This is a genomic window from Streptomyces sp. S.PNR 29 (assembly GCF_030386795.1).
In the GTDB taxonomy this organism is placed as follows: domain Bacteria; phylum Actinomycetota; class Actinomycetes; order Streptomycetales; family Streptomycetaceae; genus Streptomyces.
Window position 1 is genome coordinate 399,266 of sequence record NZ_JANUQM010000003.1, and the last position, 14,543, is coordinate 413,808.

Sequence of the window (14,543 nt, forward strand, 5' to 3'; positions counted from 1 at the left end):
CACTGTCGCGCCGTGAGCCGCGCCGACGCAGGGGGCGCGGGGAACTGCGCGAGCAACCACGACCGACCCGCAGCCGCCGGTGCTCCGCAGCCCCCGCCCGGGCGCTACTTCGCCCGGTCGAAGTCGATCGCGCTGTACGCCCGCAGCTTGCTCAGCCGGTGTTCGGAGTCGATCCGCCGCACCGTCCCGGACCGGGACCGCATGACGATGGACGACGTCGTGGCGGAGTCGGAGCGATAGCGAACCCCCCGCAGCAGCTCGCCGTCGGTGATGCCGGTCGCGGTGAAGAAGACGTTGTCGCCGGAGACCAGGTCGTCGGTGGTCAGCACACGGTCCAGATCGTGCCCGGCGTCGATCGCCCGCTGCCGCTCCTCGTCGTCCTTGGGCCACAGCTTGCCCTGGATGGTGCCGCCCAGACACTTCACGGCGCAGGCCGAGATGATGCCCTCGGGGGTGCCGCCGATGCCGAGCAGCAGGTCGACGCCGGTGCCCTCGCGCAGCGCGTAGATCGAGCCGGCGACATCGCCGTCGGAGATCAGCTTGATGCGCGCGCCGGCCTCACGGACCTCCTTGATGAGGCCCTCGTGCCGCGGCCGGTCGAGGATGACGACGGTGACGTCCTCCGGCGTGGCCCGCTTGGCCTTGGCGATCCGGCGGATGTTCACGGCCACCGGCGCGTCGATGTCGACGAAGTCGGCGGCCTCCGGCCCGGTGACCAGCTTGTCCATGTAGAAGACGGCCGACGGGTCGAACATGGAGCCGCGCTCGGCGGCGGCCAGCACCGCGATCGCGTTGGGCATGCCCTTGGCGGTCAGCGTGGTGCCGTCGATCGGGTCGACGGCGATGTCGCACTCGGGCCCCGTCCCGTCACCGACCCGTTCCCCGTTGAAGAGCATCGGGGCCTCGTCCTTCTCACCCTCTCCGATGACGACGACGCCGTTCATCGAGACGGTGGAGACGAGGGTCCGCATGGCGCGCACCGCGGCACCGTCGGCGCCGTTCTTGTCGCCGCGCCCGACCCAGCGACCCGCGGCCATCGCGGCGGCTTCGGTCACCCGGACGAGTTCCATGGCGAGGTTGCGGTCCGGAGCCTCGGACGGGACGTCGAGCTCGGACGGCAAGTGATGATGCTCGGTCATCGGTGCGCACCTTTCTGTACGACGACGGCCGGATGAGGGTGTTGCCTCCGACTCTATCGTTAGGCAGACAAAATGAGCAGGGGACCCAACGGATGAGCGCGCCGAGGACCTGCGACGATAGGGGGCGTGGCAGGTACGAAAGGCATGCAGAAGACGGCCCGGGACATGATCCTCTCCCTGGGGGTCATCATGCTCGCGGCGGGAGTGATGTGGCTGTTCATCCCGCACGACGACCGCGCGCCCGACCTCAAGCGGGTCGACTACCGGGTCGAGCTGCTCACCGCGCGCCGTGCCGCCTCCTACCCGGTGGCCGCGCCCGAGGGCCTGCCCAGCGCCTGGAAGGCGACGTCCGTCCGCTTCCAGGGCGAGGAGTCCGACGCCTGGCACCTGGGCTACCACAGCCCCGACGGCGAGTACGTGGCGGTCGAGCAGTCCACGCAGAAGCCGTCCACGTTCATAGAGGAGGCGAGCCAGGGCGCCCGGCGGACCGAGGTCACCGAGGAGATCGACGGCCGGACCTGGCGGCGGTACGAGGGCGGCCGGTACGACGCCCTGGTGCTGCAGGGCACGAAGGGCTCGACGACGGTCGTGACGGGCACGGCGTCCTTCGCGCAGCTGACGAAGATGGCGGCGGCGCTGAAGATGGCGTGAGCCGCCGTACAGGAGGAAGGCCCCCGGCGATGTGCCGGGGGCCTTCCTCGTGCGCGTACCGGATCAGACGGTGGTGACGACCTGGTCGAACTCCAGGCGCGGGGAGCGCGGGTACCAGGCGTCCGGGCCCGGCTTGCCGATGTTGACCACCATCAGCGGGGTGTGGTCGTCGTCCAGGAACTCCTTGCGGACGCCCTCGAAGTCGAAGCCGGTCATCGGGCCGGCGGCGAGGCCCGCGGCGCGCACGCCGACGATGAAGTACGCGGCCTGGAGGGCGGCGTTCATCCCGGCGGCGGCCTCGCGGGCCGGGCGCTCGGCGAAGAAGAGGTCCTTGGCCTGAGGGAAGGCCGGGAACAGATGCGGCAGCTCCTCGTGGAACTCGTTGTCCGCGGACAGGATCGCGACCAGCGGGGCGGCGGCGGTCTTGGCCTGGTTGCCCTCGGCCATGTGCTTCACCAGGCGCTCACGGGCCTCGGGGGAGCGGACCAGTGTGATGCGCAGCGGGGTCTGGTTGAAGGCGGTCGGACCGTACTTGACCAGGTCGTAGATCGCCTGCACCTGCTCGTCGGTCACCGGCTCGTCGGTGAAGCTGTTCGCGGTACGGGCCTCGCGGAACAGCAGGTCCTGGGCGGCGGGGTCAAGAACGAGAGACATGCGTGCACCTTCTCGGGACGTATCGGCTGACAGGACCGACCGTACGCGAGTGAAGTTCAACGTTCAACCAAACTTGGGGTGTGGTGATCCTCTTCACACACCCACGGACGCCGAAGGGCGCTACTCCTCGCCCCCGGCTCCCGACGCTCCCTCTGCCTCGGCCTCCTCGGCCAGCGCCGCGTCCAGCCGGGCCCGGGCGCCCTCAAGCCAGCGCCGGCAGACCTTGGCCAGCTCCTCGCCCCGCTCCCACAGCGCGAGGGACTCCTCCAAGGTCGTGCCGCCCGCCTCCAGCCGCCGGACGACCTCGATCAGCTCGTCGCGCGCCTGCTCGTACCCGAGCGCCTCGGCCGCGGCCGCCGTCTGCTCCACCTCGCTGGTCATCCACCCACCCTATGTGTCGACTCGTACGGAGAACTCACCCTCGGCGACCCGCGCGCGCAGCGCCTCCCCGGCCGTCACCTCGCCGGGGGCGCGGACGGCGTGCCCGTCGGACCGCTGCAGCACGGCATACCCCCGCTGCAGGGTCGCCGCGGGGGAAAGGGCCACCACGCGCGCGTGCGTATGGGTCAGCTCGGAGTCGGCGCGGTCGAGCTGATGCCTCAGGGAACGCCGCCCCCGATCGAGCAGGGACGTCACCTGCTCCGCCCGCTCGTCGATCATCCGGTGCGGATCCTCTATCGAGGGCCGCGCCAGGGCGTGCGCGAGCCCACGCTCCTCCCGCTCGATGAACGCGTTCATGCACCGCCGCGCGCGGTCGCGCAGCTGCCGTACGCGCTCGTACTCCTCGCCGACGTCCGGGACGACCTTCTTGGCCGCGTCGGTCGGGGTGGAGGCGCGCAGGTCGGCCACGTAGTCCAGGAGCGGGTTGTCCGGCTCGTGCCCGATGGCGGACACGACGGGGGTGCGGCAGGAGGCCACCGCGCGTACGAGCTGCTCGTCGGAGAAGGGCAGCAGATCCTCCACGCTTCCGCCCCCACGGGCAACGATGATCACGTCCACGTCGTCGATCGCGTCGAGGTCCTTCACCGCCTGCACCACCTGCGGCACGGCGTGCACGCCCTGTACCGCGACGTTGCGCACCTCGAAGCGGACGGCGGGCCAGCGGTGCCGGGCGTTCTCCAGCACGTCCCGCTCGGCGGCGGAGGCTCGGCCGCAGACCAGCCCGATCAGCTGCGGCAGGAAGGGCAGCGGCTTCTTCCGCTCGGGCGCGAACAAGCCTTCCCTGGTCAGGGCCTTCTTCAGCTGCTCCAGGCGGGCGAGCAGTTCCCCGACCCCCACGGGCCGTATCTCGGCGGCCCGCAGCGACAGCTGTCCGCGCGGGGCGTACCACTCCGGCTTGGCGAGGACGACGACCCGCGCGCCCTCACTCACCACATCGGCGACGGCGTCGAAGACCTGCCGATAACAGGTGACGCTCACGGAGATGTCGTACGACGGATCCCGCAGCGTCAGGAACACGACCCCGGCGCCCGGCCGCCGCGACAGCTGCGTGATCTGCCCCTCGACCCACACCGCGCCGAGCCGGTCGATCCACCCCCCGATGAGCCGCGACACCTCACCGACGGGCAGGGGGGCTTCGGGAGACGTGTTCACAGCCATGCGCCCGAGCGTAACGGCCACCGGTGACAATGCCGCCCGGTCCGAGCGGCACCCGGCGTCGCCGCCGGACCGCCGTCGCCCCGCCGGAGCGACGGGCACGCGATCTTCGACCCGCCGAACGCACCCTTACGATGGTTGCCATGACTGCTTCGCCTGGCCGCCGTGTCCTGCTCGCCGCCCCCCGGGGCTACTGCGCGGGTGTGGACCGCGCCGTGATCGCCGTCGAGAAGGCCCTGGAGCAGTACGGGGCCCCGATCTATGTCCGGCACGAGATCGTCCACAACAAGTACGTCGTCCAGACGCTGGAGAAGAAGGGCGCCGTCTTCGTCGAACGGACGGAGGAGGTCCCCCCGGGGAACATCGTCATGTTCTCCGCGCACGGCGTGGCCCCCGTCGTCCACGAGGAGGCCGAGCGCGGCCGGCTCGCCACCATCGACGCCACCTGCCCCCTGGTCACCAAGGTCCACAAGGAAGCCGTCCGCTTCGCCAAGGAGGACTACGACATCCTCCTGATCGGGCACGAGGGGCACGAGGAGGTCATCGGCACCTCCGGCGAGGCACCCGACCACATCCAGCTCGTCGACGGCCCCGGGGACGTCGCCAAGGTCGAGGTCCGCGACCCGTCCAAGGTCGTCTGGCTGTCGCAGACCACCCTCTCCGTCGACGAGACCATGGAGACCGTCGACGCCCTGAAGGAGAAGTTCCCGCAGCTGATCTCCCCGCCCAGCGACGACATCTGCTACGCCACGCAGAACCGTCAGCTCGCGGTGAAGCAGATGGGCGCCGAGTCCGACCTGGTGATCGTCGTCGGCTCCCGCAACTCCTCCAACTCCAAGCGGCTCGTCGAGGTCGCCAAGCTCGCGGGCGCGCGCGAAGCGTACCTCGTGGACTTCGCCGACGAGATCGACGAGGCCTGGCTTCAGGGCGTGTCGACGGTCGGCGTCACCTCCGGCGCGTCCGTTCCCGAGGTGCTCGTCGAGCAGGTGCTGGAGTGGCTCTCCCAGCGCGGCTTCGAGGACGTCGAGATCGTGAAGGCCGCCGAGGAGTCCATCACCTTCTCGCTGCCCAAGGAGCTGCGCCGTGACCTGCGCGACGAGGCGGCGGCGCTCGTGGCGGAACGGGGCGGATCCGGTGCAGGTTCCGTTTCCGGTTCCGGTTCCGCGACGGACGGGCAGTGACTGTCAGTCGTACGTCGTAACGTAGGGCCATGCAGATCTTCGGCGTGGACATCGGTGGTTCGGGAATCAAGGGCGCCCCTGTGGACCTGGACAGGGGCGACCTGGCTCAGGAGCGCCACAAGGTGCTCACCCCGCATCCGGCCACGCCCGACGGGGTGGCCGACGGCGTGCGGCAGGTCGTCGAGCACTTCGGCTGGACGGGGCCGGTCGGGCTGACGTTCCCGGGCGTGGTCACCGGCGGGGCCACGATCCGTACGGCGGCCAACGTCGACAAGAGCTGGATCGACAGGGACGCGCGCGCGTTGTTCGGCGAGCGTCTGGGCGGCCTCCCGGTGACGGTGGTCAACGACGCGGACGCGGCGGGCGTCGCCGAGATGCACTTCGGCGCCGGGCGCGGCCGCCGCGGCACGGTCGTCGTCCTCACCTTCGGCACGGGCATCGGCAGTGCCGTCTTCGTGGACGGTGTCCTCGTCCCCAACACCGAGCTGGGCCACCTGGAGCTGGACGGCCACGACGCGGAGAAGCGCGCCTCCAGCAAGGCCCGGGAGGATCACGACCTGTCCTGGGAGCACTGGGCGACCCACCGCGTCCAGAAGTACCTCGCCCACGTCGAGATGCTGTTCTCGCCCGAACTGTTCATCATCGGCGGCGGCGTCAGCCGCAAGTCCCACAAGTTCCTGCACCACATCAAGGGCGTCAAGGCGGAGATAGTCCCGGCACAGCTGCAGAACAACGCGGGGATCGTGGGGGCGGCCATGCGGGCGGCTGAGACGGAGTAGGAAGAGTTGGGGTAGGGGGGAAGGGGCCTTCGGCGTGGGTGGCCGGATGGTCACCCCGGTCGGCGGTTGCGGGTGGCCCGGGCCCTGATCAGGTGGATCCTGCGGGCGATCACGATCGAGCCGGCGACCAGGGTGCCGCCGTACAGCCACCCCGCCTGGGTGGCCAGGGCGGTGAGGAGGCCCATCAACCGGCCGCCGACCCCGCCCCCGCTCTCGGCGACGGGCAGAAGCCCCACGGCGAAGGCGATCGGCACGACGACCGGCGCGGTCAGCAGATCGCCCCTGCGCACCCAGAGCGAAGTCAGCACGCACACCGGCAGGAACAGCACGCCGTACACCGGCAGCGAGCCCCCGAACAGCACCGCGTCGAGAAACCCGACCACGCACATCACCGCCGCGCAGAACAGCCCACTGCCCAGCCCGGTCAGCCGCGGGTTGGGCATCCGCGCCACGGCCTGCACGGCGGGAGGCGCGGACTGCCGTACCGCGACAGGACGGCGCCGTACACCACCCCGGGCCGCCGCACCCTGCGGCCGGGCGGCGAGAGGCCGTGCCGTCGGGGCGCCACCGGCACCCCGCTTCGGCGCACCGCCGCCGGATCCTCGCACCGCTTGCGGGGGCAGCGGCGGCCTGCCGCGTCGCGGTCCGTACTGCGGGGGTCGCGTCCTGTGTTGCTCCACTGGACCAACTTAGGTCGGTTTATGTGCCGAATCGCCCCTCAGACACGCCGTTGCGCAGAGCTTGGCCGAGCTTGACACCTCGCCGGGGCGGTTCCGGGCACCCCGTAGACTGGTGGATCGGCCCCTGCCGGGCCCCTCCGCATCCTCACGTACGGGAAGTCGCAACGTGTCGCTCACGATCGGAATCGTCGGTCTGCCGAATGTCGGCAAGTCGACCCTGTTCAACGCCCTGACCAAGAACGACGTGCTGGCGGCCAACTACCCGTTCGCCACCATCGAGCCCAACGTCGGCGTCGTGGGCGTGCCCGACGCGCGGCTGGGCAAGCTGGCCGAGATCTTCAAGTCGGAGCGGATCCTCCCGGCCACCGTCGACTTCGTCGACATCGCCGGCATCGTGCGCGGCGCCAGCGAGGGCGAGGGCCTCGGCAACAAGTTCCTCGCGAACATCCGTGAGTCCGACGCGATCTGCCAGGTCATCCGCGCCTTCAAGGACGAGAACGTCGTCCATGTCGACGGCAAGGTCTCGCCCAAGGACGACATCGAGACGATCAACACCGAGCTGATCCTCGCCGACCTGCAGACCATCGAGAAGGTCCTGCCGCGCCTGCAGAAGGAGTCGCGGATCAAGAAGGACGTGGCGCCGAAGGTCAAGGCGGTCGAGGAGGCCAAGGAGATCCTGGAGAAGGGCGACACCCTCTTCGCCCACGGCATCGTCCAGGGCAGCGAGCGCAACGAGCTCCTGCACGACCTGCACCTGCTCACCACCAAGCCGTTCCTGTACGTCTTCAACGTCGACGAGGACGAACTGGTCGACGAGGACTTCAAGAACGAGCAGCGCGCCCTGGTCGCCCCCGCCGAGGCGATCTTCCTCAACGCCAAGCTGGAGGCGGACCTCGCCGAGCTCTCCGACGAGGAGGCCCTCGAACTCCTGGAGTCCGTCGGCCAGCACGAGCCCGGCCTCGCCACCCTCGCCCGCGTCGGCTTCGACACCCTCGGCCTGCAGACGTACCTGACCGCGGGCCCCAAGGAGTCCCGCGCCTGGACGATCAAGAAGGGCGCCACCGCCCCCGAGGCCGCCGGTGTCATCCACACCGACTTCCAGAAGGGCTTCATCAAGGCGGAGGTCATCTCCTTCGACGACCTCGTCGAGACCGGCTCGGTCGCCGAGGCCCGCGCCAAGGGCAAGGCGCGGATGGAGGGCAAGGACTACGTGATGCAGGACGGGGATGTGGTGGAGTTCCGCTTCAATGTGTAGCGGGTGACGCAGCACGCGATCGCTGATCTGGAAAACATGCAGGTCAGATGGGGCCGGGCCCATGGGGGCCCGGCCCCTTCACCGATCCCGTGCCGGAGCGATGCCCGACGTGCACGATCCACACTTCAGGCGCTCATGGGCGGCCTTCGAGACCCGTATCGGTGGTGCGAGGCACTACTGTGATGGGCTATGACACTCGGGGTGACCGACGGTTCACAAGGCGCTGCTGCGGCACGGTGGAGTGCCAGGCCGGGGGCGGCCAGAGACATCAGCCATGATGCTGTGGTGATCGTTCCGGGGATCATGGGGAGCAATCTGCTGGACTCGGTCTCCGGTCGAAGCGTCTGGGGGCTGAGTGCGGGACTGCTGCGCAAAGCGTGGTGCCGTCGGGACGGTATGGCGGCGCTCCATTTGTCCGACGACGAACGGCAGGGGCGCCTCGGCCGGATCCGTGCGACGGGCCTGCTGTCCGTTCCGGCGTGGGCCCCTTGCCTGAAGGGTCTGGAGCCGTACGGCGATCTCGTCGAGGCGGTTCACGCCGTCACGGCCGACTCCGCGGCCGTTCTTGAGTTCGCCTACGACTGGCGGCTGTCCGTGGCGGTGAACGGGGCACTGCTCGCTGCGGCCGCGCGACGTCATCTGATGGGCTGGCGTGGCCATCCTCGCTCGCGCTCCGACTACGACGATCGCCCGGCCCGACTGGTGTTCATCGCGCACTCCATGGGCGGCCTCGTCACCCAGGCCGCCCTGGCCCACGCGCCCGATCTGGAACCGGACACCCGCGCCGTGGTGACGCTCGGAACACCGTTTCTCGGTTCGGTGAAGGCCGCGGTCATCCTCAACGGAAACCGGGGGGAGCCTCTGCCGGTATTGCCGAAGAGCCGTATGCAGGCGCTGTCGGCAACGCTGCCGGGCGTCCATGATCTGCTGCCGGGCTATCGGTGCGTCGAGAACGGGCTCGACGTCGAACGCCTTGACCCCGGCACTGTCGAGGCGATCGGCGGCGACCGCGAACTGGCGGAGCAGGCGCAGGCGTTCCGGGACGCGCGCATGTCGTCGGGCCATGCGCTTCCGGCTCATCGCGCTGTCGTGGGTGTTGCCCAGCCGACCGTGCAGAGCATGTCCATATGTGACGGCGTTGTCCGACCGCAGTTCCATGCGTTCGAGCTGAACACGGATCGCCAACTCGCCAGGGACCGGCACGGAATACCCATTCGCAAAGACCGCGGCGGGGACGGAACGGTATACCGCGATGCGGCTCATCGGAGCGAGGGCCATGCCCGGTCCGTCGCCTATGTGCCGCTGCAGCACGGCGCACTGGCCAGGAACAGCGTGGCGCTGCGCTATGTCCGCGCCGTCATCACCGAGTACGAACCCGAGCTGGGCCCTCCCATGGGCGACAGCGAGGTGGGACTCGATGTGCCGGACTGTGTGGCACCCGACGCCGCGTGGTGGCTGCGTCTGACCGGGGTGGACAACCCCGCGGGAATCGCCTGCTCCGTGCACGAGGCCGAGACGGACCGTCGGCTCATGACCCCACGGCTGCAATGGCGGGACGACGAGATCGGCGCGTGGGTCACTCTTCCGGAGCCCGGCCTCTACCGGGTCAGGGTCAATGCGGGGGCGAACGCACCGATCACTCAATTGATCATGGCCCTTGAGAGTGACGAGGACGACTGACGACCATCATGTGCGCGGACGGCTTCACGCATGATTCCTCGGCGCTGCCACTGGAGTTCTTCCCGGTCGCCATCGGGCGCTATCACCACCACAAATCCCTCGATACCGAGTCGGAGGCCCGCGCCATCGCCGAGCTTCTGGCGCCGTTCGGGGCGGAGGTGGTTCCGTGGGACACGGACGACCTCGCGCGAGGTGCCGATGCGGTGGAAGCGCGGTTGCGTGAGTGGAGCCATCCGGCCGCTCCGTGCAACAGCTTCTTCTACTGGGCGGGGCACGGTGAGAGTGACGGCCACAGCGCGTGGCTGGCGCACGCCGCCAGTCCGCACCCTCTCGACGACGGCATGACACCGCAGCGCATGGTGCAGCGGCTCGCCGCACGGCAGGGCAACGTGCGGGGCCGGGCCTGGTCGATCGTCGTGATCGACGCGTGCAAGTCCGCCCGCTTCGTGGAACTGATGTCGGCGCAGGCGCTCTCCGATCCCCAGGGCCCGCGCAACTTCCTCCTGGTGTCGACGTCCGAGGACGGAACCGCCAACCTCGGAACGTTCCGCACGGCACTCTCCACCGTGCTGCGCATCACCTTCGGCGCCGCGGACTCCATCGACCTCAGGGCGCTGGGTGACGAACTGAACCGCAACCTCCACGGTTGCCCGGTGATCCCGCACACCGTGACCGGAAGGGCGTTGCTGCAGCGCAGGGAGCCGGCGCTCGCCACCTCCCTGACCACCTCACTCGACCTGCTCGCCGAGGCCGAAGCCGTCCTCAGCACGCTGTCTCCCGACGAACGACGGCACTTCGCGCACAAGGCCAGCGGCGCCGAACTGGGTGAACAGGCCTGGTACTTCGAAGGCCGCGAAGAGGAGCGCGACCGGATCCTGGACTGGCTGGCCACCGCCCGCGAGGGCATGCTCGTCGTCACCGGGGCCGCAGGATCCGGGAAATCGGCGCTGTTGGGACACGTTCTGATGCACACGCGTCCCCAGGTGTCCCGCGCACTGCAGCGCGCCGGACACCTCAAGCCGCTGCCGCCGGGATCGCCCAGGCTCAAGAACCCCTTCACAGCGGTCCTGCATCTCACCGGTGTCACGACGCACGACGTGGTGGCACGGGTCTGTCAGGCGGCGTCACTTGAGACGCCGCCCGCGGGTCTGCCGATCAGCGCCCAGTGCGATCGGCTCGTCGCGCAGCTGATCCGACGGCGCCGCCCGCTCACCCTCCTCGTCGACGCCCTCGACGAGGCGCACTCCCCGCTCGTGATCGCCGATCAGATCCTGCGACGGCTCGCTGGTCTGCCCCGCGTCCGCGTGGTGGTCGGCACCCGGCGCTCGACGCACGAAGGCCCCGACCTCCCTGTGCCCGATGACCAGGACCTCCTCGACGCGCTCGGCGTCGGCCCGGGCACGTCCGTGCTGACGGTGGGCAAGGACCGCGAGGCCATGGTCAGATACCTGCGCAACCGGCTCAGCACCGCCTGCGCCAAGGGGACACTGCGCACCACCCCGGACCGTGTGGACGAGGCCGCGAGGGTGCTCGGCGGCCTCGACCGCGAGTTCCTCCACGCCCGGCTGGCCGCCCACGAGATCGTGCAGACCCCCGCCCTGCTCGACGACCTGGGCACCCTGACGCGCGCCGACCACCGGCAGCTCTTCGCCCGAGCGGTGGACCGGCTGACGCGCCTCAACCCGGTGAACGGGCCCCTGCTCGAAGCACTGGCCTTGGCACAGGGGCACGGACTGCCACTGCGCAACGGCGTCTGGGCCCGGGTGGCCGGTGCCCTGGCCGGAGCCGTTGTCGTGGACGAGGACATCGCGGCCCTGACCGAGGCTGCTTCCGCCTACCTCACGTTGGACACGGAGTCCGGGCAGAGCGTGTACCGGCTCTCCCATCGCACCTTCGCCGAGCACTTCACGCAGGCCCCGGAACAGGACCGCAGACACCGGGAGATCACGGCCACCCTGATCGACCAGGCTGCGCAGGACACGGACTCACCCGAGCTCAACCCGTACATCACCCACTATCTGGCGGCGCACACCGCCTACGGCGGCGAAGCGGCCTGGCAGCGGCTGGCCCGCTCTCCCCAGGTGCTGAGCCGGCTCGACGCCACCTCCGTGGTGACCGGCGTCATGCGCGCGGCCTTCGGCCGCTTCGACCTCCCCCCTGCCGTGGCCGGGTTCGTGGCCTCGCACCACCTCCTGGCCACGGCGGATCCAGAAGACCGGCAGGGCATCGGGCAGTTGGCGACCGTCCGCCACGCGGGCCTGACCGTACCCTCACCGTCGGACCGGGACTCCGCGGCCGATCCCCATTCCACCTGGTCGATCAGTTGGGCGCGGCTGCGGCAGCAGCCTCTCCACCTGCCCATGACGGACGGTATGGACGTCAGCAGGCTCACGGCCGCCACTGGGCCCAACGGACAGCCGTTGCTGGCCGGCGTGGGCTCCAGACATCTCCGGGTGTGGGACACCGAGACCGGCCTGCCCCTCGCCCCTGCTCTGGCGGTCGAGGGCTGGAGAACCAGCGCGGTTTTCGCCGGCCTCGGCGGCAGGCCGCTGTTCGTGAGCACGGACTCCGACGGTCAGGCGCACGTTCTCGACGCGGTGACCGGCGAGCCCGCGGGCCGTGCCTTCGCCGTCGGGCCGTCCGCGTGGCGCACGGAGGGGTTCGCGGACCCGAACGCGGAGCGGGAGCTCGTCGCCTGCTTGCAGGAGAACGTCCTGAGCGTGTGGAGCGTTCCGGACGGCCGTCGCATATCCACCCTCCCCTATCCCGTGCGGGCATGGACGTGGGTCCTCGGCAGCGAATCCCGGCCTCTGCTGGCCACGTGCGAAGACATGAGCCGCATCCGGCTCTGGGATGTGCACGGCGGCCGCGCCGTGGGCCGGCCCGAGGGAACCTTGACCGGATGGGGGCGTGTGGAGGCCACCCGCATATGGGCCCTCATCGATCCCGAAGGCCGCACCACGGTCGTGACCTCCGTCCCCGACCGCTCCGGCCTGGGCGGATGGGACTGCGAGACCGCGGCGCCCCGGGGCCTGAAGGTCGACCCCGCGGCGAGCAGCGGGCCCTTCCAGGTGTATGCCGAGGGGGAGGGACTGGTCAGGGGGGAGAGAGTCATCCTTCCCGTCACCACCTCGCCGACGGCGATCCACGCACCTGCCGGAGGCCGCCCACTCGTGACGGCCGGTGGCCACGACGACCGCGTACGTGTCTGGGACCTCCTCACAGGATCACCGACGGGCGAGCCGATCGCCCATCCCGTCGGCGTCCGGGAACTGGTCCTTTTCACAGGCCCGGGCGGCCGCCCGCTCCTGGCCACCAGCGGCTCGGACGGTCACATCCGGGTCTGGGACCCTGCCGCACGCAGTGACACCTCGTACTTCGACGACGCCGGAGACGTGCGTGCGGTGCACGTCTTCCCCTCTCCCGACGGCTCGCCGTACCTGGCCTCGGGGCAGAAGGGCGGCACCATCCGTATCTGGCGAGGGACGGACGGTGCTCCGGCCTGCCCCTCCCTCACACACGAGGCCGAGAAGGCACCGGTCAAGCTGGACTCCACCTTCGACGACGTCCTGCGCATCAAGCCCGTCTACGACGTTCGGTCCATCGTGACGGCCGATGCCGGCGGCGAGACAAAGGTCTTCGCCACGACGGGCGACGGCGCCATCTGGACGTGGAATCCGTTCGAGCCCCGGCCCACGGCGACGATGGCCAACAACTACGCCAGCGTCGTGCACTCGCTGCACATGCTGACCGCGCCGGACGGGACGGCGCTGCTCGTCAGCGGCGGCGAGCGCGGGCTGATCCGAGTGTGGGACACAGCCACGGGAGAGCCCATGGGCCCGCCCATGCAGGGCCACACGGACCGGGTGACCGCACTGGCCGACCTGGGCACGCCCGGCCCGCACGGCACCGTCACCCTGGTCTCCGGCGGCGCGGACGGCACCGTACGGCTCTGGGACCTCGCCTCCCGTACGCCGATCGGACCGAAGACCACGGAGATCGGCACCGTGCGAGCACTGACCACCTTGACCGGTCCCGACGGGGAATCGTGGCTTGCCGCCGCTACGTCCCGCGGACAGGTCCGGGTCTGGAACGCGGTCACCGGGACCCTCGTGACCGTCAGAGGCGTGCCCGGCGTCACCGCTCTGACGACGGTACGCGTCCCGGGCCGGCGGACCTACCTGGTGGCGGGTGATGCGGACGGACTTGTTCACGTCTGGGATCCCACCGACGTCAGAAGGCAGCTGACCATCCCGCTGAACATCGCGGTGACGGCTCTCACAACGGTGGGCGCGCATCTCGCGGTCGGCACCATCCAGGGTGTGGTCGTCCTGAGCCCGGAGTGGGACCTGCCGGCTTCACGCGGTCTCACCGAGCAGGCGGTACGCGACGGGGGAGTGGTCGACGCCGCGACCCATGCGGGCCGATGGCGGGCGACACAGCCGCTGCGCGGCCTGCTGCGCCGGGTCCCTCTGTGGCGGTGACCGGGGCCGTCCGGAGGGCCGGCAGCGGGGAGGCACCGGCCCGGACCGGCTGTTCGGCGGGAAGAGAGGGACGGTCGGCGGGTCAGTCCTTGCCGGTCGGCACTTGCCGCTGAAGTGGTTGACGACGGTGTAGGTGTCGGTCGTGCCGGTGACGGGGTGGAAGTCGAAGATCTGCTCCTGGCCGCTTGTGCAGGTGTTCTGCCGGTACTGGGTGCCGTTGGCGGTGGACCGGCCGGGGTCTTCGAGGCAGAGCCCGCTGTGCTGGGCGACGGCCGTGGAGGAGAAGCCGGCCGCGGCGCCGATGTGCAGGCTCGCGGGTGCGAAGGAGACCGTGTCGAGGTGGGGCGCGGAGCTGGAGCGCATGGGCTGGCCGATGTCGGTGCCGCCGCCGGAGTAGACGACGCCGATGGTGGTGCCGTCCCAGTTGTAGAGCTGTGAGGCGGT

11 protein-coding genes and 1 pseudogene are annotated in these 14,543 nt (G+C 70.3%); 6 read left to right on the forward strand and 6 right to left on the reverse strand.

What is annotated here, in order from left to right; translation table 11 throughout:
* Positions 1-104: 104 nt before the first annotated feature.
* The gene (gene glpX, locus NW895_RS10680) at positions 105-1,139 is read right to left on the reverse strand and encodes a class II fructose-bisphosphatase (protein WP_289935166.1); all 1,035 of its coding nucleotides are present in this window, start codon (positions 1,137-1,139) and stop codon (positions 105-107) included.
* A 126-nt stretch (positions 1,140-1,265) separates the two neighbouring features.
* Here glpX and NW895_RS10685 point away from each other — a divergent pair, with 126 nt between their 5' ends.
* Positions 1,266-1,790 carry a DUF4245 domain-containing protein gene (locus NW895_RS10685; protein WP_289935167.1) on the forward strand — a complete coding sequence of 175 codons (525 nt, stop codon included), beginning with the start codon at positions 1,266-1,268 and terminating at the stop codon, positions 1,788-1,790.
* A gap of 63 nt (positions 1,791-1,853) precedes the next feature.
* Here NW895_RS10685 and NW895_RS10690 read toward each other — a convergent pair whose 3' ends face one another.
* The 3 genes from NW895_RS10690 to xseA form a co-directional block, all read right to left on the reverse strand.
* Entirely contained in the window at positions 1,854-2,444 is a 591-nt protein-coding gene (locus NW895_RS10690) for a malonic semialdehyde reductase (protein WP_289935168.1), read from the reverse strand.
* Between the two features lie 120 nt (positions 2,445-2,564).
* Complete coding sequence (locus NW895_RS10695) at positions 2,565-2,825, reverse strand: exodeoxyribonuclease VII small subunit (RefSeq protein WP_289935169.1); 261 nt, start codon at positions 2,823-2,825, stop codon at positions 2,565-2,567.
* Between the two features lie 9 nt (positions 2,826-2,834).
* The gene (gene xseA / locus NW895_RS10700) at positions 2,835-4,043 is read right to left on the reverse strand and encodes an exodeoxyribonuclease VII large subunit (protein ID WP_289935170.1); all 1,209 of its coding nucleotides are present in this window, start codon (positions 4,041-4,043) and stop codon (positions 2,835-2,837) included.
* Between the two features lie 131 nt (positions 4,044-4,174).
* Between xseA and NW895_RS10705 the strand changes: the two genes are divergently transcribed.
* Both NW895_RS10705 and ppgK read left to right on the forward strand, forming a co-directional pair.
* The gene (locus NW895_RS10705) at positions 4,175-5,221 is read left to right on the forward strand and encodes a 4-hydroxy-3-methylbut-2-enyl diphosphate reductase (RefSeq protein ID WP_289935171.1); all 1,047 of its coding nucleotides are present in this window, start codon (positions 4,175-4,177) and stop codon (positions 5,219-5,221) included.
* A 29-nt stretch (positions 5,222-5,250) separates the two neighbouring features.
* Positions 5,251-6,000 carry a polyphosphate--glucose phosphotransferase gene (gene ppgK, locus NW895_RS10710; RefSeq protein WP_289935172.1) on the forward strand — a complete coding sequence of 250 codons (750 nt, stop codon included), beginning with the start codon at positions 5,251-5,253 and terminating at the stop codon, positions 5,998-6,000.
* 50 nt (positions 6,001-6,050) lie between these two features.
* Here the strand turns inward: ppgK and NW895_RS10715 are convergent, their stop codons facing one another.
* The gene (locus tag NW895_RS10715) at positions 6,051-6,680 is read right to left on the reverse strand and encodes a DUF6542 domain-containing protein (RefSeq protein WP_289935173.1); all 630 of its coding nucleotides are present in this window, start codon (positions 6,678-6,680) and stop codon (positions 6,051-6,053) included.
* A 166-nt stretch (positions 6,681-6,846) separates the two neighbouring features.
* Here NW895_RS10715 and ychF point away from each other — a divergent pair, with 166 nt between their 5' ends.
* From ychF to NW895_RS10730, 3 genes are all read left to right on the forward strand, one after another.
* The gene (gene ychF, locus NW895_RS10720; protein WP_289935174.1) at positions 6,847-7,935 is read left to right on the forward strand and encodes a redox-regulated ATPase YchF; all 1,089 of its coding nucleotides are present in this window, start codon (positions 6,847-6,849) and stop codon (positions 7,933-7,935) included.
* Between the two features lie 285 nt (positions 7,936-8,220).
* Positions 8,221-9,615, forward strand: a complete 1,395-nt coding sequence (locus NW895_RS10725; RefSeq protein WP_289935175.1) for a hypothetical protein — start codon at positions 8,221-8,223, stop codon at positions 9,613-9,615.
* A gap of 8 nt (positions 9,616-9,623) precedes the next feature.
* Positions 9,624-14,099, forward strand: a complete 4,476-nt coding sequence (locus tag NW895_RS10730; RefSeq protein ID WP_289935176.1) for an AAA family ATPase — start codon at positions 9,624-9,626, stop codon at positions 14,097-14,099.
* A gap of 111 nt (positions 14,100-14,210) precedes the next feature.
* Here NW895_RS10730 and NW895_RS10735 read toward each other — a convergent pair.
* Positions 14,211-14,462, reverse strand: a pseudogene (locus NW895_RS10735) (RICIN domain-containing protein); the annotation flags it as partial.
* Positions 14,463-14,543 lie beyond the last annotated feature (81 nt).

Excerpts from the sequence above, each read along its gene's own strand:
- glpX (WP_289935166.1), bottom strand. The coding sequence starts at position 1,139 with ATGACCGAGCATCATCACTTGCCGTCCGAGCTCGACGTCCCGTCCGAG.
- NW895_RS10690 (WP_289935168.1), bottom strand. The coding sequence starts at position 2,444 with ATGTCTCTCGTTCTTGACCCCGCCGCCCAGGACCTGCTGTTCCGCGAG.
- NW895_RS10695 (WP_289935169.1), bottom strand. The coding sequence starts at position 2,825 with ATGACCAGCGAGGTGGAGCAGACGGCGGCCGCGGCCGAGGCGCTCGGG.
- xseA (WP_289935170.1), bottom strand. The coding sequence starts at position 4,043 with ATGGCTGTGAACACGTCTCCCGAAGCCCCCCTGCCCGTCGGTGAGGTG.
- NW895_RS10705 (WP_289935171.1), top strand. The coding sequence starts at position 4,175 with ATGGTTGCCATGACTGCTTCGCCTGGCCGCCGTGTCCTGCTCGCCGCC.
- ppgK (WP_289935172.1), top strand. The coding sequence starts at position 5,251 with ATGCAGATCTTCGGCGTGGACATCGGTGGTTCGGGAATCAAGGGCGCC.
- NW895_RS10730 (WP_289935176.1), top strand. The coding sequence starts at position 9,624 with ATGTGCGCGGACGGCTTCACGCATGATTCCTCGGCGCTGCCACTGGAG.